The organism is Devosia sp. YIM 151766, assembly GCF_030285925.1.
In the GTDB taxonomy this organism is placed as follows: Bacteria; Pseudomonadota; Alphaproteobacteria; order Rhizobiales; family Devosiaceae; genus Devosia.
This window is the reverse complement of record NZ_CP127251.1, coordinates 3,084,245-3,105,230: the sequence shown is the minus strand read 5'-3', so window position 1 is coordinate 3,105,230 and position 20,986 is coordinate 3,084,245. Positions and strand designations below refer to the sequence as shown.

Below are 20,986 nucleotides of genomic sequence, written 5' to 3'. Positions count from 1 at the left end.
GAAGCTCTATTCCCCCGCGACCCAATCGACCAGCCAGCCTCCGCGCTCCTCGCCCAGCAGCTCCGCCAGAACCGGCAGCACCGTCCGCATTTCCTCTCCCAGCACATAGGGCGGATTGACCACGATCATGCCGGTGCCGTGCAGTCTCGGCGGGATGGAGGGCGGCCTGATGGTCAGTTCCAGCCGCAGGATTTTTGGAATTCCCGTCGCCTTGAGCGCCTTCACATAAGCCTCGACCGCTGCCGGCTCCTTGATCGGATACCAATAGGCATAGATGCCGCCGGGCCAGCGGCGCTGCGCCCGTTCGAGGCTGTGGACCATGCGGGCAAATTCGCCCTTTTCCTCGAAGGGCGGGTCGACCAGCACCAGGCCGCGTTTTTCCTTGGGGGGCAGATGGGTGCCGAATGCCGCCCAGCCGTCGAGATGGGTCACCCGGGCCTGGATGTCGCCGGCGAAATTTTCCCGCAGCGCCGCGGCGTCCTCGGGATGCAGCTCGAGCGCCATCAGCCGGTCCTGCGGCCGCAGCAGGTGGCGGGCGATGAAGGGCGAGCCGGGATAGAAGCGCAGCACGCCATCAGGATTGCGGGCCCTGACCGCCTCGATATAGGGCGCCAGCAAGGAGGCAGCCGGTTCGGCCACGCCGTTTTCGATCAGCCGTCCGATCCCGTCCAGCCATTCCCCGGTCCGTTCGGCCTTGTCGCCGAACAGGTCGTAGAGCCCGATGCCGGCATGGGTATCGATGACGCGGAACGCCGCCGGCTTGCGGCTGAGATAGGCGAGGATGCGGGTCAGGACGATGTGCTTGACCACATCGGCGAAATTGCCGGCATGAAAGGCGTGGCGGTAATTCACCTTACTTGCGGCCTTCGGCGAATAGGATGGTCGCCGCGAAGGCGGTGAACACGGCGGCAAAGCTCCAGTTCAGCGCCCGCTGCACCCAGGTGCTGCGCACCAGCGTCCCGGCCAACCATTCGGCGGCAAACACCGTCAGCACCGCCAGCGGAATCGACACCAGGATGAATTCGGCGCCGAGGAATAACAGCTTCTGCCCTGCCGCCGGATCGTGGCTGTCGACGAATTGCGGCAGGAAGGTCATGAAGAACAGGACGACTTTGGGATTGAGCAGGTTAATGCCTATTCCGGTGAGATAGCTCTGCGCCACATTCGGGGTCTTTGCCGCCTTCTGGGCGAGGCGCAGACCGCCGCCCTGGGTGATCGCCTGCCAGGCCAGATAGAGCAGATAGAGCGCGCCGGCGATCTTGAGCACGAAAAAGGCCGTCGGCGCCGCGACGATCAGCACCGAAATGCCCAGCGCCACCAGGCAGGTATGCACCAGAATGCCGGTCATCGCCCCGGCCGCCGTGGCCAGCCCGTGCTCACGGCCATAATTGATGGCGCGCGACATCTGCAGCGCCATGTCCGGGCCGGGGGTGATGGCCAGCACGATGGTGGTCAGGGCAAAGGCGAGGATGACGGGCAGGTCGGGAATGAAGGCGGGCATCGCTGGGCGCTCAAGAATCTTGGGGCGGACAATTGCACCAAAGCCCGCTCCTGACTAGGGTGCGCCCGAATTCGGCCCCAGGGCCAAAAATATCGAGACAAGATCATGGCGAATGACATCAAGAAAGTCGTGCTGGCCTATTCGGGCGGGCTGGACACCTCCATCATCCTCAAATGGCTGAAGGAAACCTATTCCTGCGAGGTGGTGACCTTCACCGCCGATCTGGGCCAGGGCGAAGAGCTGGAGCCGGCGCGCCAGAAGGCCGAGATCTTCGGCATCAAGGACATCTATATCGAGGACCTGCGCGAGGAATTCGTGCGCGATTTCGTCTTTCCGATGTTCCGCGCCAATGCCATGTATGAGGGTCTTTACCTGCTCGGCACCTCCATTGCCCGGCCGCTGATCGCCAAGCGCCTGGTGGAGATCGCCCATGAGACCGGGGCGGACGCCATTTCCCATGGCGCCACCGGCAAGGGCAATGACCAGGTGCGCTTCGAATTGACCGCCAATGCGCTCGATCCGTCCATCAAGGTCATCGCGCCCTGGCGCGAATGGGACCTGCGCAGCCGCACCAGGCTGCTCGAATATGCCGAGGCCAACCAGATTCCCATCGCCAAGGACAAGCGCGGCGAAGCCCCGTTCTCGGTCGATGCCAATCTGCTGCATACCTCCTCGGAAGGGCGGGTGCTGGAAGATCCCGGCGTCGAGGCGCCCGAATATGTCTATCAGCGCACCACCGCCCCGGAACAGGCGCCGGACCAGCCCGAATATGTCAAGATCGGCTTCGAGAAGGGCGATGCCGTCTCGGTCGATGGCATCAGGCTCTCGCCCGCTTCGCTGCTGGAAAAGCTCAACGAACTGGGCGGCAAGCATGGCGTCGGCCGGCTCGACCTGGTGGAGAACCGCTTTGTCGGCATGAAATCGCGCGGCATTTACGAGACGCCTGGCGGCACCGTTTTGTGGCATGCGCATCGCGGCATCGAATCGATCACGCTCGATCGCGGCGCGGCGCATCTCAAGGACGAGATCATGCCCAAATATGCCGAGCTGATCTATAACGGCTTCTGGTATTCGCCGGAGCGCGAAATGCTGCAGGCGCTGATCGACAAGAGCCAGGAATTCGTCGCCGGCGAGGTCACGGTCAAGCTCTATAAGGGCAGCGCCAATGTGGTGGCCCGCACCTCGCCCTATAGCCTTTATTCGGAAGACCTCGTCACCTTCGAGGAAGGCGCCGTGGCCTATGACCACAAGGATGCCGAGGGCTTTATCCGCCTCAACGGCCTGCGCCTCAAGACCTGGGCCGCCCGCAACGCCAAGGCGCGCGGCTGAGTTCGGCGATGGGCCGACCTGAGGGCAGCCATAGCTTGAGAAATTCTCATAGACCTCATGGTGGGCCTGCCGAACCATGGGGTCGCAAGCGCTGAAGCTCCTTCGGGCGCGACCTCGTCCGTCGACAGGCTCAGGATGAGCTCTGTGGGAAAACTGCGCATCCGGCACCGGTAATGTGGAGCACGTCCATGCACGGCCGCATACTCATCCTCAATGGCCCGCCCCGCGCCGGCAAGTCGATGCTGGCCCATGCCGTGCAGGCCGAAATTCCGGGCCGGTGGATCAATTGGGGCGTCGACGCCTTCAATGCCACGCTGCCGCCAGTGCTCCTGCCCGGCATCGGTCTGCGCCCCGGCGGCGAGCGACCCGATCTCGAACCGCAGGTAGCGGCGCTCTATGCCGCCTATTTTGCCGCCCTGGCCGGCTTTGCGCGGCAGGGCTTCGATGTCGTCGCCGATCTGGGCCTGCACCGCGATTATGCCGCCCCGCTCGACCCGATGAGCATTCTCCGGCAGTCGCTGGCCGGCTTGCCGCTGGTCATGGTGGGGGTGGATTGCGCCCTCGACATCATCATGGCCCGCCGCAATGCCGATCCCGGGGGTGGCTTCTATGCCAGCGGCCCCGGCATTCCGGCGCCCGTCGCCCGCTGGCAGGAGGCGGTGCATGCAGGCCAGGAATACGACTTGCGGCTCGATATGGGTTCGCTGACGCCGGCAGCGGCGGCGGCCCGTCTCGCCCGGTTCCTCGGCAGCGCGCCAATCGATTGCGTAAGCCCGGCTTAAGGCGCCGTTAAGCCGGGCTCATTAGCCTTCGCGCCTGCGTCGGATAATATTTGAGAACTGGGGGTTCGATGCGGTCGGAGGATGCCGGCAAGGTCGGGGAGGTCGCCGAGGCGCTGCTCTTGGATGCGGCGCTGGAAAGTATTCCCTATGGATTCTGCGTCTGGTCGCCGCAATTCCGGCTGCTGCTGTGGAACAAGCATTACCGGGATTTTTATGGCTTTTCCAAGGACGCCATCCATCGCGGCATGACGCTGGAGGACGTTATCCATCTCTCGGCCCGGCTGGGCAATCATGCCGGCCAGGCCCCGGAGGCTTTTTACGAGCATTATACCAGCGATCTGCTGGCCAATCGCCATGGCGCCCGCGCCAAGAGCCAGGAAGTGGTCGCTGGCGGCCGCATCATCGAAACCGCCCATATCTATTCGGACAAGCTCGGATGGGTGGTGACCCATGAGGACATCACCGACGAGATCGCCCGCGCCGAAAGCCAGCAGAAGCGCAAGCTGGAGCTGGAGCGGCAGAATATCCGCCTCGACGCGGCGGTGAACAATATCTCCATCGGCCTGTGCATGATGGATGCGCGCGGGCGGCTGGTCATCTGCAACGAGCCCTATGCCCGCATCTACAACCTGCCGGTGACGCTGCTGCGGCCCGGAACCCAGCTCGAGGATATCCTCGGCCACCTGTTCGACAGCGGCATGAGCTCCAATGGCAGCAGGGACGAATATATCGCCTGGCGCCGCGAGGTCATCGCCAAGCGCGAATATGGCAAGAATATCCACGAGCTCAGCAACCGCACCATCCTGATGCAGCACCATCCGATGAAGGATGGCGGCTGGGTGTCGACCCATGAGGACATTACCGAGCAGCGCCAGGCCGAGGCCCGCATCCAGCACCTGGCCCGCCACGACGCGCTGACCGATCTGCCCAACCGCATCGAATTCCTCGAACAGATGGCCCGGACCGAGGCGGCGCTCAAGCGCGGCGAACGGGCCGCCGTGCTCTATATCGACCTCGACCATTTCAAGGCGGTCAACGACACGCTGGGCCATGCGGTGGGCGACGAGGTGATCAAGCAGGCGGCGGTGCGCCTCTGGGGCACGACGCGCGAAACCGACCTGCTGGCGCGGCTGGGCGGCGACGAATTCGCGCTGCTGCTGCGTCCCATCGACGGGGTCGACATGGCGGCCCGGGTCGCCGACCGCATCGTCAAGGCCATGCGCGCGCCGATGAATATCGGCGGCCAGCGCATCGAGATCGGCGCCTCGGTCGGCATTGCCGTGGGCCCGGGCGACGGCACCTCCACCGACCAATTGGTCAAGAATGCCGATCTGGCGCTCTACAAGGCCAAGTCCGAAGGGCGCTCGACCTATCATTTCTTCGAAACCGGCATGGACGCGGAATTGCAGCAGCGCCGCTCGATCGAGGCGGGCCTGCGCCTGGCCATGACACGCTCGGAATTGCGCCTGATGTTCCAGCCGCTGCTGGATCTGGCCGAAAACCGCGTCACCTGCGTCGAGGCCCTGCTGCGCTGGGATCACGACGACCGCACCATTTCACCGGCCGAATTCGTGCCGGTGGCCGAGGATACCGGGCTCATCGTGCCGATCGGGGAATGGGTGCTGCACCAGGCCTGCCTGGCGGCCGCCGGCTGGCCGGGCGATGTGCGCGTCGCCGTCAATCTGTCCCCGGTGCAATTCCGCCACAAGGGTCTGGTGGCCCAGGTCAAGGCCGCCTTGACCGAAGCCGGGCTCGAACCGACGCGGCTGGAGCTGGAAATCACCGAAAGCCTGCTGCTCACCGACAATGAGGCGACCATCGCCGCCCTGCATGAATTGCGCGGCATGGGCGTACGCATCTGCATGGACGATTTCGGCACCGGCTATTCCTCGCTCTCCTATCTGCGCAGTTTCCCCTTCGACAAGATCAAGATCGACCGCTCCTTCATGCGCGACCTCACCACCCGCAATGACAGCCAGGCCATCATCAAGGCGGTGATCGGGCTGGGCCAGTCGCTGGGCATGCTGACCACCGCCGAAGGCGTCGAAACCGAGGAACAATTGGCCATGGTGCGCGAGCATGGCGTGTCCGAAGTGCAGGGCTTCCTGTTCTCGCCGCCGCTGCAACCGGCCACCCTGGCCAATCTGCTGCATTCGGAAGCGGCCAAGGCCCAGACCCGGCAAAGGGCGTCGTGAAGCCGGGATAGGCCGGCTGGCTCAACCCCGCTGTCACAAGCGCGTCGCGCGCGGGGGTGACGATCCGAGGGTGGCCATCCTGACGCAGACCCCCCTTGCATATTGAAACCTTGTGAAATCGGGCCCCATGTTATATGCAGCGCCCGACCCTGCCGGGCCCCCGGATTTCGGCCCAGGCATATTCATACCGCATGGTTTGTCCTTGCCAGCCCACCCGAGAGCACTCCCGTGGGGCGGTTTTACGGATCGTGCCAGCTAAGGCTTAAGCTCCATATGTCTCTGCGCAATATCGCCATTATCGCCCACGTCGACCACGGCAAGACCACGCTGATCGACGTTCTGCTCAAGCAGGCCGGTTCATTCCGCGACAATGAGCGTGTCGAGGAACGCGCCATGGACAGCAACGATATCGAACGCGAGCGTGGCATCACCATCCTCGCCAAGGTGACCTCGCTGCTCTGGCGCGACAATCGCATCAATATCGTCGACACGCCCGGCCACGCCGATTTCGGTGGCGAGGTGGAGCGCATCCTGTCCATGGTCGATGGCGTGGTGCTGCTGGTCGACGCCGCCGAAGGCCCGATGCCGCAGACCAAATTCGTGCTCGGCAAGGCCCTGGCGCGCGGCCTGCGCCCCATCGTGGCCATCAACAAGATCGATAAGTCCGACGAGCGCCATATGGACGTGCTCGAAGAGGTGTTCGACCTGTTCATCGCGCTGGACGCCACGCCCGAACAGCTCGATTTCCCGGTGCTTTATGGCGCCGCCAAGCAGGGCTGGATGATGAATGAGCCCGATGGCGCCCGCGAGAGCCTGGAGCCGCTGCTCGACAAGGTGCTGGAGCATGTGCCCGAGCCCCAGGTCGAGGCCGGCCCGTTCCAGATGCTGGTCACGGCCATCGAGCGCAATCCATTCCTCGGTCGCGTGCTGACCGGCCGCATCCATTCCGGCTCAGTCAAGCCGGGCGATGCCATTCATGCCATTCATCATGATGGCAAGATCATCGAAAAGGGCCGGGTCTCCAAGGTCCTGGCCTTTCGTGGCCTGGAGCGCACCCCGATCGATCGGGGCGAAGCCGGCGATATCGTCTCCATTGCCGGGCTCGAAACCGCCACGGTGGCCGATACCATCGCCGTGCCGCAGGTGACCAGCCCGCTCGCCGCCAAGCCGATCGATCCCCCGACCCTCAGCGTCACCTTCCGCATCAATGACGGCCCGCTGGCCGGCCGCGAAGGCGACAAGGTGCAGTCCCGCGTCATCCGCGAGCGGCTGATGCGCGAGGCCGAGGGCAATGTCGCCATCCGGGTGACGCCGGGCGAGGACAATGACAGTTTCGACGTGGCCGGCCGCGGCGAATTGCAGCTCGCCGTGCTCATCGAGAACATGCGCCGCGAGGGGTTCGAGCTGACCATCGGCCGCCCCAAAGTGCTGTTCAAGGAAGAGGATGGCGTCAAGCTGGAGCCGGTCGAGGAAGTCATTATCGACGTCGACGACGAGCATACCGGCGCCGTGGTGCAGAAGCTCACCGAGCGCAAGGGCGAATTGACCGATATGCGCCCTTCCGGTCTCGGCCGCACCCGCATCAGCCTGCTGGTCCCCACCCGCTCGCTGATCGGCTATCAGTCCGAGCTGTTGAGCGATACGCGCGGCACCGCCATCTTCAACCGGCTGTTCCATTCCTTCGTGCCGTTCAAGGGCGATCTGCCCAGCCGCCGCACCGGGGTGCTGATCTCCAATGCCACCGGTCAATCGGTCGCCTATGCCCTGTGGAACCTGGAAGAGCGCGGCCCGATCATGATTGATGCCGGCGTCGACATCTATGAGGGCATGATCATCGGCGAGCATAGCCGCGAGAACGATCTCGAGGTCAACGCGCTCAAGGGCAAGCAGCTCACCAATATCCGCACCACGTCCAAGGACGAGGCGGTGCGCCTGACCACGCCCAAAAAGCTGACGCTGGAGCAGAGCCTGGGCTATATCGCCGACGACGAATATGTCGAGGTAACGCCCAAATCGATCCGCCTGCGCAAAATCTGGCTCGACCCCAATGAGCGCAAGAAGCAGAGCCGGGCAGCCAAGTCGGCTTGAGCTAACGGCGCGTTAGTCCTCACTCGCTAGTTTCACATCGTCATTGCCCGGGTCAGCCGGGCAATGACGATGAAACGAAAGAGCGGAGCGCAGCATGACCGACTGGATCATCCAGACCATAACCGAATTGGGCTATGTCGGGATTTTCCTCGTCATGCTGGCCGAGAGCCTGTTTCCCCCGATTCCGTCCGAGCTCATCATCCCCTTTGCCGGCTTCGCCGCCGCCAATGGCGATCTCAATTTCTTCGGGGTCCTGGCCGCCGCCACGATCGGGGCGGTCACCGGCATGCTGCCCTGGTATTTTGCCGGGCGGATTTTCGGCCTGGCCCGGGTCCGCTTCCTCGCCGACCGCTTCGGCCGCTTCATGGCGATGAATGCCGACGAGATCGATATCGCCGTCTCCTGGTTCAAGCGCTATGGCCCGGTCATCGTGTTGTTCGGGCGGCTGGTGCCGCTGATCCGCACGCTGATTTCCATCCCGGCCGGGCTGTCGCGCATGCCGCTGCCGATATTCCTCGCGGCCTCGACCAGCGGGGCGCTGATCTGGAATATCTTCCTCACCTCAGCCGGCTATATCCTGCATGAGCATTACCACGTCATCGAAGTGGTGCTGGATCCGCTGAGCTATGTGGTGCTGGCGCTGGTGGTGCTGATCTACCTCTTCCGCGTCGTCACCTGGAAACCGGCCCGCACCAGCCAATAGGCTTTGGTGCCCCGGTTCTCCGACCCCTCGCAAAATGCAATTCCTTTCGCATTCTGCCTCGCAGGACCGGCTGAGAAATACGAATATTCACAATGCCTTAATCTCTGGGCCCGGGTTTGCGGGGCGTTCGGGTCTGGCACGCTTCCTGCATTGGGAGGGCTGTCCGGATGAAGTGTGCTGCGTACCGGACAAGTCAGTCATTTGGGGTCCTGCATCGCGTAATCCGGTGCAGGACCCCGATGCTTTCGGGAAACCCGCGCCGCGGCGCGGGCCTTCGGCCTTGCCGCCTCCGCCGCTAGTGACTAGATAATTCGCCGACCTTTCATCCGGAGACGCCCATGCGCGCCGTGCTCGACATCATCCTCATCCTCCTGCAGCTCTATTGGTGGGTGCTGCTCATCATGATCATCATGAGCTGGCTGATCTCGTTCAATGTCATCAATACGCGCAATCAATTCGTCGCCACGATCTGGCGGGTGCTGAACCAGTTGACCGAGCCGGTGCTGAACCCGATCCGCCGCTTCATGCCGAATTTTTCCGGCCTCGACCTGTCGCCGCTGATCGCCTTCCTCATCATTTTCTTCATCCAGTCGATCATCGGCTATTACATCTATCCGGCGGTGATGCGGGCCGGTATCTAGGCCTTGCCGGGCGACGCGTCCCTGCCGGCCTGGTGCCGCGCCAGCGAAACCGGGCTGCTGCTTTATCTGCGCGTCACGCCCAATGCCGGGCGCGACGCCATAATGGGCGCCGAGCGGCGCGATGACGGCAATTGGGTGCTGCGGGTCCGGGTCAGCGCCGTGCCCGACAAGGGCAAGGCCAATGCGGCGGTGATCGCGCTGCTGGCCAAGGCGCTGGACGTGCCCAGATCGACGATTTCCCTGGTGAGCGGAGAAACCGGCCGGATGAAGGTGCTGGCGGTCCTGGGCGAGGCGACGGCGCTGGCCGAACGGGCGCATTTTCTGGCAGCGCCTCACGCCGGGCAATTGCGCAAAAGCCGCGACAATTCATCGCAATAGAGATTGCCTACGCCATTAATCCCGGTAAGCTCCCCCTCGGGAGGGGCCCGTCGGAGGGCTTGTGGCGGACCGGGCGCAAGATCCGGGCGCGACGGCGTGGGTCCCTCGGAGGAGAATGTTTCAAGGGACTAATCCTATGGATCTGGCACTTTGGCTGATCGTCGCCTGTGGCGGTCTGTCTATCGTTTATGGCGTGGTGACCACTCAGGGCCTGCTCAAGGCCGATGCGGGGTCGGCGCGCATGCAGGAGATTTCGGCGGCGGTGCGCGAGGGCGCATCGGCCTATCTCAAACGCCAATATATCACCATCGGCATTGTCGGGATCGTCATCCTGATCCTCGCCTGGCTGCTGCTGGGCATCTATGCCGCCATCGGCTTCCTGATCGGGGCGGTGCTGTCGGGCGCCGCCGGCTTTATCGGCATGAATGTCTCGGTGCGCGCCAATGTGCGGGTCGCCCAGGCGGCCGTGGGTTCGCTGGCCAAGGGGCTGGACCTGGCCTTCAAGTCCGGCGCGGTCACCGGCATGCTGGTGGCGGGCCTGGGCCTGCTCGGGGTGACGCTCTATTTCATCGTGCTGACCGGCATGGGCTTCGCGCCCACCAGTCGCACAATCATCGATTCGCTGGTGGCGTTGGGTTTCGGCGCCTCGCTGATTTCCATCTTCGCGCGGCTGGGCGGCGGCATCTTCACCAAGGGCGCCGATGTGGGCGGCGACATGGTAGGCAAGGTCGAGGCCGGCATTCCCGAGGACGATCCGCGCAATCCGGCCACCATCGCCGACAATGTCGGCGACAATGTCGGCGATTGCGCCGGCATGGCGGCGGACCTGTTCGAGACCTATGTGGTCACCATCGTCGCCACCATGGTGCTGGCCGCCATCATCCTGCCCGAGCCATTCAAGCTCATCGGCATGGTGCTGCCCCTGGCCATTGGCGGCGCCTGCGTCGTCACCTCGATCATCGGCACCTATTTCGTCAAGCTGGGCGCCGACAACAATATCATGGGGGCGCTCTATAAGGGCGTCATCGCCTCCGGGGTGCTGTCGCTGCTGGCGCTGGTGCCGGTGCTGTGGCTGATGTTCGGCGACATGAATGCCGTCATCGACACCGCCGACAAGTCCTTTACCCCCTGGCATCTGTTCTGGTGCGGCGCCACCGGCCTGGTCATTACCGGGCTGATCATCGTCATCACCGAATATTATACCGGCACCGGCCGCCGCCCGGTCAATTCCATCGCCGAAGCCTCGGTCACCGGCCATGGCACCAATGTCATCCAGGGTCTCGCCGTGTCGCTGGAATCGACGGCGCTGCCGGCGCTGACCATCATTGCCGGCATCATCGTCACCTATTCGCTGGCCGGCCTGTTCGGCATCGCCGTGGCCGTGGCTACCATGCTGGCCCTGGCCGGCATGATCGTGGCGCTCGACGCTTTCGGCCCGGTCACCGACAATGCCGGCGGCATCGCCGAAATGGCCGGTCTCGACCAGGAAGTGCGCCGCAATACCGACGCGCTCGACGCGGTGGGCAATACGACCAAGGCGGTCACCAAGGGCTATGCCATCGGCTCGGCGGGCCTTGGAGCGCTGGTGCTGTTCGCGGCCTATACCGAGGACCTGAAGCACTATTTCACCGACCTCACGGTCAGTTTCGACCTCACCAATCCCTATGTCGTGGTCGGCCTGTTGTTCGGCGGCCTCCTGCCCTTCCTGTTCGGCGGCATGTCGATGACTGCCGTGGGCCGCGCCGCGCAATCGGTGGTGGTGGAAGTGCGCCGCCAGTTCAAGGCCGATCCGGGTATCATGGCCGGCACGTCGAAGCCCGATTATGCGCGGGCGGTGGATATGCTGACCAAGGCGGCGATCAAGGAAATGATCGTGCCTTCCCTGCTGCCGGTGCTCAGCCCCATCCTGGTCTATATCGTCATCCTGTGGATCGCCGGCCAGGCCAATGCCTTCTCCTCCCTGGGCGCCATGCTGATGGGCGTCATCGTCACCGGCTTGTTCGTCGCCATCTCGATGACGGCGGGCGGCGGGGCCTGGGACAATGCCAAGAAGAGCTTCGAGGACGGGTTTACCGACAGCCAGGGCGTCACCCATCAAAAGGGATCGGAAGCCCACAAGGCCTCGGTCACCGGCGACACGGTCGGCGACCCCTACAAGGACACGGCGGGCCCCGCCGTCAATCCGATGATCAAGATCACCAATATCGTGGCGCTGCTGCTGCTGGCGGTGCTGGCGAAGTGGGGCATGTAGGCCGGACCCGATCCGGATCGGCATGAAGCAGGCCCGGGGGAAGCTCCGGGCCTTTATTTTTAGAGTGCTTCGGCTTCTCGGGACGTGAGACCCTTAGCCCCCTCCCCCTTGAGGGGAGGGAAGGGGAGGGGGTGCTGCGGTTCCTACACATCCGGCAGCCTCGTCCCTGGCTCCGACACCCCCACCCTCATTCCCTCCCCTCAAGGGGGAGGGAGGCGCAGGAGCCACCGATCCTGTCGCCGCAGCAAGCACCCATTCCCACTCAGGGGGGAGGGGACAAGCTCACCATGAGGTCGATGAGAGGGCGGAGGCTCAAGGGGAATCGCGCTCGCTAGGCATTCCGGACTCTATCAAGACCTTATCCCGAGCCATCGCAGACCTCATGGTGAACTTGTCGAACCACGAGGTCGGGAGCCCCGATGACCCGACCTATTCCAGCCGCAGTGCCGGCATGTCCTGCCCGTTCTGGTGCAGGGTCAGCGCCTTGGCCTTGCCCGCTTCCACCTCGAAGCTGATCTGGGCGTCCACCACGCGATAGAAGAAATCCGTTTCGCTTTCCGGGAAAATCTCGAAACGCTGCTGTCCGGTCAATTGCGCGAACAGCCGGTCATCCTCATTGCTGATGGAGAGGACCACCCCCGGAGCCAGCAGATAATCGCCGGCATAGATCGGCAGGATCGCCGGATCGATATCCACGGCGCTGCGCAATTGGGGCTGCTGGCGCAGCGGCAGGGCCGGATCGAGCAGGTGCAGGCCGATATCCTCGATGCCGGCCTCGGTCACCATGTTGGACAGCACCACGACGCCATTGCCGCTCTGGCGCTCGAAGCCGGCAAAGCTGCGGAAACCGGCGGTAATGCCATTGTGCCAGACGATGTCGGCCTGGCCGCTATCGGTGATGAACCAGCCCAGCCCGATGGCATCGCCGCCGGCCGGCCGGGTGCGCGCCAGCATGGTCTGGAAGGCGGGGGTCAGGGGCGTCTCCACCGCGCCGCTGGCGGCGGCGATGAACTTGGCCATGTCGGCGCTGGTGCTCAACAGGCCGCCGGTCGGGGCGAAGACGTCGAAATCCCAATGCGGCACGATTTCGCCGGCGGCATTATGACCGCTGGCCATGGCTGGCTGTGCCGCGCCGGTCAGCGCCAGCATGGATTCCCGCATGTCGAGCGGGGCGAGAATTTGCGTCTCCAGCAATTGGGCATAATCGGCATTGCCGACATGTTCGATGGCCAGCGCCAGCAAGGCCGTGCCGGCATTGGAATATTCGAAGCTCTCCCCGATCGGCCGGGGCAGGTCGTAATCAGCCAGCCAGGCCAGGAGGCCCTCGGCGCCATAGCCGGAATAGGGATTTTCGAGGCCATTGGCCGCCAGGTCATCGGGCAGGCCGGAGAGACCGGCGCTATGGGTGGCCAGATCGAAGGCGGTGATGGCCCTGTCGCCCTCTTGCGGCAGGATGGTGCCCGGGGGCAGATAATCGGCGATGGGCGCATCGAGATCGATGCGGCCGGCATCGACCAATTGGGCCAGCAGCAGATTGGTGAAGACCTTGGTGAGCGAGCCGGTTTCGAACAGCGTGTGCTCGTCCACCGGCACGGCGCTGTCGGCGATGAGCGTGCCATGGGAGACGAAGCGGGTTTCCCCGTTCTCGATGACGGCGACGGCAATGCCCACATTGGCCCGGTCGCGGCCGATGCGGTCGCTCAAAATCTGGGCGATCTCGGCATCGGACGGCATGGCCGCCTCCTGGCCAAGGACCGGTGTGGCGAGCAGGGCGGCAAGAGCCAGGGGGGCGAGTGGCTGCATGAAAAAGGCCTCCGGCAGTGCAAGGATCTTCTCCCTACAACGCCGCAGGCCGGAATTGGATCGGGAATCAGCCGTTCTTGGCCATGTCGATGGATTTGAGGATCACCTCGCGGGCCGCATCGATACCCCCGATATGGTCGATGCGGGCCCATTTGCCGGGTTCGAGATCCTTGTAATGGGTGAAGAAATGCTTCACCCGTTCGAGCTGAATTTCCGGCAGGTCGGCGATATCGGCGATATTGTCATACATGCGGGTCAGCTTGGAGATCGGCACGGCGATGATTTTTTCGTCCTGGCCGCCATCGTCTTCCATGAACAGCACGCCGACCGGGCGGGAGCGCACCACGGCGCCGGGCACCAGCGGACGGGAATTCATCACGATGACGTCGAGCGGATCGCCGTCGCCGCACAAAGTATGGGGCACGAAGCCGTAATTGCCCGGATAGCGCATGGGCGTATAGAGGAAGCGGTCGACGAACAGCGCGCCGGAATCCTTGTCGATCTCATATTTGATCGGCTCGCCACCCAACGGCACTTCGATGATGACATTGAGGTCGTCGGGCACATTCTTGCCGGTGGGGATCGCGTCGATATTCATGGTCTAGCCTTGGTCGCCGGGAGGGGACGGAATGGAGGCAGGTTCTGCCCACAAAGACTGTCAAAGGCAAGCCGCAAATCCGCCGCACCCGATAGGGATGGCCCGCGGCGCTTAGGTTTTTCCGGAGAGAAGCCGAATGCGGGCCGATGTGGGCGGATGATGGCGGCGGCAGGGCTCAAGGTTAACAATGTGCTCACCATATCGGTGTCGGCGTCATTGTTCGGGGCGGACCAAGCTCGTCTGGGCGCGGACCTGATTGCGCAGAATGGTGCGGTCGCGGCCGGACACGCCGATCAGTTCGGCGACGCGCCAGACCATGTTGTCTTCCAGTTCATGGTTCTTGCGGTCGGCGAAGACCACGGCCCACATCATGCGGACGATCTCGATGCGATCCTCCAGGTCGAGTCGGGCCAAGTCCTTGGTGAATTTATAGAAATCCACCGCTTCGGCATCGCGCTTGGCGGCGTCGCGGATCAGTCGGTCCACGGCGCCTTCTTCGAGATCATAATGGCCCATCAGCGCGACGCGAATGGCCTCGCGTTCCGCTTCCTGCATGACCCCGTCCACGGCGGCCAGATGCACCAGCAGGGCGGCGACCGCCAGTTTGGGGTCGGAAAGGTCGACCGGCGCTTCCGGCTTGCCGAACAGGCGGTTCAGGGCCTCGAACATGGGAGCTCCGTCGGGATAGGGTTTCGAATAGCCGCGGGCCGGCGGCTTGAGACTTAGCCATAAGTGGCGCCGGCTCAATGGCTTGGCCGGATTTTCACGCGGTCTTGAGCGCTGCTGATGCGCCCATGTCACAGCGGGTGCTGCAAAAGGGACTCGACTCTCGGCAGAATCGGAGTCTAAATGTTCCCGTTTTGTTCACTAAGACGGTCGCGCCATGCAGACCCCGAGCCGCCAGCAGCGCCTTGCCGCGCTGCGGGATGTCATTGCCGATATCGAGCGCAAGCCGGCTTTGCTGGAGCCGCGCCATGCGGATTCGCCCGCGGCTGACGGGGCTTTTCCGGCTTTTTCGGGCGGGCTGGTGCAGGAAGTGTTCACCGATGCGGTGCGCAATGGCGGGGCCAGCCTGGCCTTTGCGCTGGGCCAGGGAAAGGGGCTGCTCACCGCCCGGCGTCCGGCCCTGATCTTCCTGCAACTGGCCGGAGACGGGCGGTTCTTCGGGCTGCCCTATGGGCCGGGCCTGAGCCATTTCGGGGTCGATCCGGCGCAGGTGATCATCGTGCGCCCTGCCGATATGGGAGAATTGCTCTGGGCGGCCGAGGAGGCCCTGGGCTGTGCCGCCGTGGCGGGCATCGTCGCCGAAATCGGGGCAATGCCGGCTCCGCTTGATTTCACCGCCAGCCGGCGCCTCAGCCTGCGGGCGGCCGAAACCGGCACCTCGCTGTTTTTGCTGCGCTACGGCACCGGGCGCGAGGCCAGCGCGGCGCATTTGCGCTGGCATCTCGCGCCCGGACGCAGCGCCCGCCAGCGCCACGATCCCGTCGCCCCCGGCGCGGCGCGCTGGCATTTGCGGCTGGAGCGCGGGGTGACGGTCAGGCGTCAGGGTAAATGGTTGCTGGAATGGACGGAAAATGGCTTTGCAAGTCTCCCTGCTCGGTCCCATGGGCCGGATCGGCTCGGCGCCGGAAAGGCGCTTTCTCGGGCTGTTCCTGCCGCATTGGCCGACCGACTATCTCAAACGGCGTGATGCCAATCTCAAGGCGCCCCTGGCGCTGTACGAGCGGATCAAGGGCGGACTGCGCCTGGCGGCCATCGATGCCGAGGGCATGCGGCTGGGACTGCGGCAGGGCATGAACCTGGCCGATGCGCGGGCTCTGGTGCAATCTCTGACCGTTCTCGAACTCGATCGTCCCCTGCTGGAAGCCGGCTTTGCCGATTTTGCCGACTGGCATTCCAATCTGAGCCCGCTGGTTTCGGTGCTGGCCGATAGCGCGCCCTATGGCGACCTGATGCTCGACATTACCGGGGTCAGCCATCTTTTCGGCGGCGAGGCCGCCATGCTGCGTCTGGCGCTGACGCGCCTCCGGGCATTGAATTACAGCGTGGCCGGCGCCATCGCGCCCACGATCGGCGCCGCCTGGGCTGTGAGCCATTTCGCCCGCAGCCAGGTTCTGCCGCTTGCGGCGCTGGAAAGCGGGCTCGATGTCCTCCCGGTCCATGCCCTGCGGCTCGACGAAAAGCAGGTCGCCACGCTGGTGCAGATGGGCCTCGACAATATCGGACAGCTCCGCAATCGGCCGCGAAAGCCGCTGCAGGCGCGGTTCGGTGCGTCCCTGCTCACCCGGCTCGATCAGGCCTATGGGCTGATCGAGGAAAGGATGGCGCCGCGCCTGCCCATGGTCGAGCATGCCGTCGAACGGCGCTTCGCCGACCCGATAGCGCTGCTGGACGACGTGCTGGCCGCCACGCATGACCTGGCCGTCAAGCTGGCCTGTCATCTCGAGCAGCACGGGCTGGGCGCCCAGAGCTTTCATCTGTTTCTCTATCGCGTCGACCACAAGGTCATGACCCTTTCGCTCAATGCGTCACGGCTGACCCGCGACCCGGCCCATATTACCGGGCTGTTCCGCCATCGCGCCCAGCGGCTGCAAGGCGAATACGATGCCGGCTTCGGCATCGACATGGTGCGGCTGGCGGTCAGTTCCACCGATCGGCTCGATGCGGAGCAGAAAGGGGCTTTCGCGGCGCCCAGCGGGCTCGAGGATATCGATCGCCTGCTGGACAGGCTGGGCAGCCGGTTGGGCAGTGAGGCGGTTTTGCGCAGCCAGTCAATCGCCAGCCATGTTCCCGAACGGGCTGCAAGATTGGTGCCGGCCGTGGCGATGGCGGCGGAAAATCCGGTCGAGCCGCCGCCCCTCATGCGGCCCTTGCGGCTTTTGCCGCAGCCCGAACCGGTGATGGTCAATGCCGAAGTGCCCGATGGCCTGCCCGGCTCGATGGTCTGGCGGCGGCAGGTTTACCGGCTGGTCAAGGCGGCGGGGCCGGAACGGATCGGCGCCGAATGGTGGCGCAGCGGCCAAAGGCTGGCATTGGTGCCGGAAGAGAAACCGGACAAGGACCCGCAATCCAGCCAACCAATACCCTATATTGCCGACCTGCCGCTTTTCGATCCCGAGGCCGGAACGCGCGATTATTACGTGGTGGAAGACGAAGAAGGCCGCCGTTTCTGGCTATTCCGCCTCGGCCTTTATGGCGGAGAAATCCTGCCGAGCTGGTATCTGCACGGATTTTTCCCATGAGCCGGATCGTCGGACTCAAAAGACCGGAAACGGCACCGCCGCCTTCCCCCATGGCCGCGCCTTTCTATGCCGAGCTGGTCACCACCAGCAATTTCTCCTTCCTGCGCAGCGGCTCGCATCCCGAGGAATTGGTCAGCGCCGCCATGCATATGGGGCTCCCTGCCTTGGGCCTGTGCGACCGCAACAGCTTTGCCGGGGTGGTGCGCGGCTATGTGACGGCGCGAGACAACCAGGCGATCGCTCCCGATTTCCGCTATCTGGTCGGGGTACGACTGTGCTTTGCCGATGGCACGCCCGACATCGTCGCTTATCCGACCGACCGGATTTCCTATGGGCGGCTGTGCAAGCTGCTGACCCTTGGCAATAGACGCGGCGAGAAGGGCAAGCCGATATTGTTCTTCGCGGATCTGTTCGGCGCGGGTGATCCGGGGTCCGAAACCGAGCAGGGGCCTCCCGAGGATTATTCCCAAGGTCAGCTCTTCATTCTCCTGCCCGACGAAAGCGATTGGGGATTGAGCGAAAAGATTCTGGATCGGCTGAGCCGGCAGGCGCCGGGCCGTGTCTGGGTCGCCGGCACGCCGCGCTTTGACGGGCGGGACCGGGCCCGCCTCAACCGCATCGACGCGCTGGCCAAACGCCACCAGGCCAGGATGCTCGCCAGCAATGATGTCCATTATCACGAGCCGGACCGGCGCATTCTCTTCGACGTGGTGACCTGCATTCGCGAGCATGTCACCTTGGAGGAAGCCGGCTTCCGGCTCAGCGCCAATGCCGAGCGGCACTTGAAGCCGGCGGAAGAAATGGCCCGGCTTTTTGCCGAATATCCCGATGCCCTGGCCCAGACCCGGGTTTTCATCGACCGCATCGGCTTTTCGCTCGATCAGCTCCGCTACAATTATCCCGAGGAAACCATCGGCAATGGCGAAACCGCGCAGCAGACGCTGGAGCGCCTGACTTGGGAAGGGGCGGCGCGGCGCTATCCCGGCGGCGTCAACAATGCGGTCAAGGAGAGCCTTTGGAAGGAGCTCTGCCTCATCGCCTATAAGGGCTATGCCGCCTATTTTCTCACTGTGCACGACATCGTCATCTATGCTCGCAATGAGCGCAGGATCCTATGCCAGGGGCGCGGCTCGGCGGCTAATTCCAGCGTCTGTTTCTGCCTGGGCATTACCGCGGTCGACCCGACCAAGAATACGCTGGTCTTCGGCCGCTTCATCTCCACCGAGCGGGACGAGCCGCCCGATATCGACGTCGATTTCGAGCACGAGCGGCGCGAGGAGGTGATGCAATATGTTTATAATAAATATGGCGGCAAGCGCACGGGGCTGACCGCCAATGTCATTTGCTATCGTTCCCGCAGCGCGATCCGCGAAACCGCCAAGGCGTTCGGTGTTTCGGACGACATCATAGCCGCCTTCAACCAATTGCATTGGGGCTGGGGCAGCTCTCTCAATCTCAAGGATCTCGAACATCTCGGGCTCAATCCCGACGATCCGGTCATGGCGCAGATGTTCGAGGTGGTGAAGGTGCTGCGCGGTTTCCCGCGTCATCTTTCCCAGCATGTGGGCGGTTTCGTCATTACCCGGGATTCGCTCGAAAGCCTCGTGCCCATCGGCCAGTCGGCCATGGATAGCCGGGCGATCATCGAATGGAACAAGGACGATATCGATGCCCTGGGCATTCTCAAGGTCGACATTCTGGCTCTGGGCATGCTGTCCTGTCTGCGGCAGGCTTTCGATCTGCTCCATGTCCATTACCGCAAGCGCTATGAGCTGGAGGATCTGCTTGCCGAGGAAACCGGCAAGGGACCGCTGGACAAGGCCCGCGTCTATGCCATGACCCATCGCGCCGACACGATCGGCGTGTTCCAGATCGAGAGCCGGGCACAGATGTCGATGCTGCCGCGCCTGCGCCCGCAACGCTTTTACGACCTCGTCATCGAAGTGGCCATCGTGCGTCCCGGCCCCATCCAGGGCGGCATGGTGCATCCCTATCTCAAGCGCCGTGACGGTATCGAAAAATGGAAACCCAAGCCCGGCGACGCCCTCGATGATGTGCTCAAGGAAACCCTGGGCATTCCGCTTTTCCAGGAACAGGCCATGCAGATGGCCATCAAGGGAGCCGGTTTCACGCCGGGCGAAGCCGATCAATTGCGCCGGGCCATGGCGGCCTGGCGACGCACCGGCAAGATCGCGATTTTCGAGAAGCGGTTCATTGACGGCATGATTGCCAATAATTACGAGCGCCAATTCGCCGAGCGCTGTTTCGCCCAGATCAAGGGCTTTGCCGAATATGGCTTTCCCGAAAGCCACGCGGCCAGCTTTGCGCTGCTGGTCTATGCATCCTGCTGGTTCAAATGCCATTACCCCGATATTTTCGCCTGCGCGCTGCTCAATTCCCAGCCCATGGGGTTCTATGCGCCCAGCCAGATCATCCGCGACGTGCGCGAGCACGGGATCGAGGTGCGGGAAGCGGATGTCAATCTGTCCGATCTCGAATGCTTGCTGGAGCCGGGCGGCGATCGCCAGGTCCGGGACCATATCTGGCCGCGTCATGCCGAGATGGCCGATGACATCCTCTCGAACAAGGCCATAAGGCTGGGCCTGCGCTTCATCGAGGGTCTCGCCGAAAACGACATCAATATCATCGTGGCGCGACGCGGGGCCGGCTATGTCTCGGTGCGCGATTTGTGGCTGCGGACCGGTGTGCCGATCGCCAGCCTCGAAAAACTGGCACGAGCCGACGCCTTTGCCTCATTGGGCCTGAAAAGGCGCGATGCGCTCTGGGCCGTCAAGGGATTGGTGGGGACGCACGGCGCCGAAACCCTGCCGCTCTTTGCCGCCGCCGGTCCACCGGCAATCCCGCCCTCCGAGGATGCGGCGGACCTGCCGGATATGCAGCAAGGCGAAGAAGTCATCCATGATTATGCGACGCTGTCATTGTCGCTCAAGGGCCATCCGGTCGAATTCCTGCGGCCCATGCTGATGGCGCGGGGCACGACCCGGGCCGGCAATCTACCCAAAGTCGCTTCCGGCCTGCGGGTGGAAGTTGCCGGCCTGGTCCTGGTGCGACAGCGGCCGGGCACGGCCAGCGGGGTGGTCTTTGCCACGCTGGAGGACGAAACCGGCGTGGCCAATGTGGTGATCTGGCCCAAAGTGTTCGATGCCAATCGCAAGACCATCCTGTCGAGCCGCATGCTGGCGGTGCGGGGCAAGGTGCAATCCGAAAGAGGCGTCATCCATATCATCGCCGAGGAAATGGAGGACCTGACCCGGCATCTGCTCGATCTCGCCCATGGCAAGGATATCGGGAACGGAATACTGGCGCGGGGCGATGAGGGGAAATCCGGTGGCGACCGGCCGGAAAGCCGCAACCGCGAGGCCTTGCGCGAGATCGAACTGGCCCGCCGCCAGGCTTATGCAGCCCTGCCGGGCGGGCGAAATTTTCACTAAGGACGAAGGATTTCACCCAA

General features: G+C 63.8%; 16 protein-coding genes. 11 read left to right on the top strand and 5 right to left on the bottom strand.

What is annotated here, in order from left to right; all coding sequences use genetic code 11:
- Positions 1–6: 6 nt before the first annotated feature.
- On the bottom strand, positions 7–852 hold the full coding sequence (locus tag O9Z70_RS15235; protein WP_286020287.1) for a 23S rRNA (adenine(2030)-N(6))-methyltransferase RlmJ: 846 nt from the start codon (positions 850–852) through the stop codon (positions 7–9).
- A gap of 1 nt (position 853) precedes the next feature.
- On the bottom strand, positions 854–1,501 hold the full coding sequence (locus O9Z70_RS15230) for a LysE family translocator (RefSeq protein ID WP_286020286.1): 648 nt from the start codon (positions 1,499–1,501) through the stop codon (positions 854–856).
- Positions 1,502–1,606: 105 nt separating this feature from the next.
- On the opposite strand from O9Z70_RS15230, the gene O9Z70_RS15225 reads away from it, so the two are divergent.
- The 8 genes from O9Z70_RS15225 (at position 1,607) to O9Z70_RS15190 (ending at position 11,868) form a co-directional block, all read left to right on the top strand.
- On the top strand, positions 1,607–2,830 hold the full coding sequence (locus O9Z70_RS15225) for an argininosuccinate synthase (protein ID WP_286020285.1): 1,224 nt from the start codon (positions 1,607–1,609) through the stop codon (positions 2,828–2,830).
- A 188-nt stretch (positions 2,831–3,018) separates the two neighbouring features.
- Entirely contained in the window at positions 3,019–3,612 is a 594-nt protein-coding gene (locus O9Z70_RS15220; protein WP_286020284.1) for a phosphotransferase-like protein, read from the top strand.
- A 68-nt stretch (positions 3,613–3,680) separates the two neighbouring features.
- A complete protein-coding gene (locus O9Z70_RS15215) occupies positions 3,681–5,807 on the top strand; it encodes a sensor domain-containing protein (RefSeq protein ID WP_286020283.1) in 2,127 nt (708 codons plus the stop codon).
- A 273-nt stretch (positions 5,808–6,080) separates the two neighbouring features.
- Complete coding sequence (gene typA, locus O9Z70_RS15210) at positions 6,081–7,895, top strand: translational GTPase TypA (protein WP_286020282.1); 1,815 nt, start codon at positions 6,081–6,083, stop codon at positions 7,893–7,895.
- Positions 7,896–7,989: 94 nt separating this feature from the next.
- Positions 7,990–8,598, top strand: coding sequence for a DedA family protein (locus O9Z70_RS15205; RefSeq protein WP_286020281.1), 609 nt, complete (start codon positions 7,990–7,992; stop codon positions 8,596–8,598).
- A gap of 338 nt (positions 8,599–8,936) precedes the next feature.
- Complete coding sequence (locus O9Z70_RS15200) at positions 8,937–9,239, top strand: YggT family protein (protein ID WP_286020280.1); 303 nt, start codon at positions 8,937–8,939, stop codon at positions 9,237–9,239.
- Positions 9,240–9,242: 3 nt separating this feature from the next.
- Positions 9,243–9,617, top strand: a complete 375-nt coding sequence (locus tag O9Z70_RS15195; protein ID WP_286020279.1) for a DUF167 family protein — start codon at positions 9,243–9,245, stop codon at positions 9,615–9,617.
- Between the two features lie 136 nt (positions 9,618–9,753).
- Entirely contained in the window at positions 9,754–11,868 is a 2,115-nt protein-coding gene (locus O9Z70_RS15190; protein ID WP_286020278.1) for a sodium-translocating pyrophosphatase, read from the top strand.
- Positions 11,869–12,297: 429 nt separating this feature from the next.
- On the opposite strand, the gene O9Z70_RS15185 is transcribed toward O9Z70_RS15190, so the two are convergent.
- The 3 genes from O9Z70_RS15185 to O9Z70_RS15175 all read right to left on the bottom strand — a co-directional run bounded on the left by O9Z70_RS15185 (position 12,298) and on the right by O9Z70_RS15175 (position 14,938).
- A complete protein-coding gene (locus O9Z70_RS15185) occupies positions 12,298–13,671 on the bottom strand; it encodes a serine hydrolase (RefSeq protein ID WP_286020277.1) in 1,374 nt (457 codons plus the stop codon).
- 67 nt (positions 13,672–13,738) lie between these two features.
- Entirely contained in the window at positions 13,739–14,269 is a 531-nt protein-coding gene (ppa, locus tag O9Z70_RS15180; RefSeq protein WP_286020276.1) for an inorganic diphosphatase, read from the bottom strand.
- A 213-nt stretch (positions 14,270–14,482) separates the two neighbouring features.
- Positions 14,483–14,938: a tellurite resistance TerB family protein gene (locus tag O9Z70_RS15175; RefSeq protein ID WP_286020275.1), complete on the bottom strand. Its 456-nt coding sequence runs from the start codon at positions 14,936–14,938 to the stop codon at positions 14,483–14,485.
- Positions 14,939–15,152: 214 nt separating this feature from the next.
- On the opposite strand from O9Z70_RS15175, the gene O9Z70_RS15170 reads away from it, so the two are divergent.
- Genes O9Z70_RS15170 through O9Z70_RS15160 form a run of 3 tightly spaced genes read left to right on the top strand, consistent with a single transcriptional unit; the run spans position 15,153 to position 20,966 of the window.
- Positions 15,153–15,962 carry an ImuA family protein gene (locus O9Z70_RS15170; RefSeq protein ID WP_286020274.1) on the top strand — a complete coding sequence of 270 codons (810 nt, stop codon included), beginning with the start codon at positions 15,153–15,155 and terminating at the stop codon, positions 15,960–15,962.
- Positions 15,847–17,514: a Y-family DNA polymerase gene (locus O9Z70_RS15165; RefSeq protein ID WP_286020273.1), complete on the top strand. Its 1,668-nt coding sequence runs from the start codon at positions 15,847–15,849 to the stop codon at positions 17,512–17,514. Before O9Z70_RS15170 ends, O9Z70_RS15165 begins: the two co-directional genes overlap by 116 nt.
- Positions 17,511–20,966, top strand: a complete 3,456-nt coding sequence (locus O9Z70_RS15160; RefSeq protein ID WP_286020272.1) for an error-prone DNA polymerase — start codon at positions 17,511–17,513, stop codon at positions 20,964–20,966. Before O9Z70_RS15165 ends, O9Z70_RS15160 begins: the two co-directional genes overlap by 4 nt.
- Positions 20,967–20,986 lie beyond the last annotated feature (20 nt).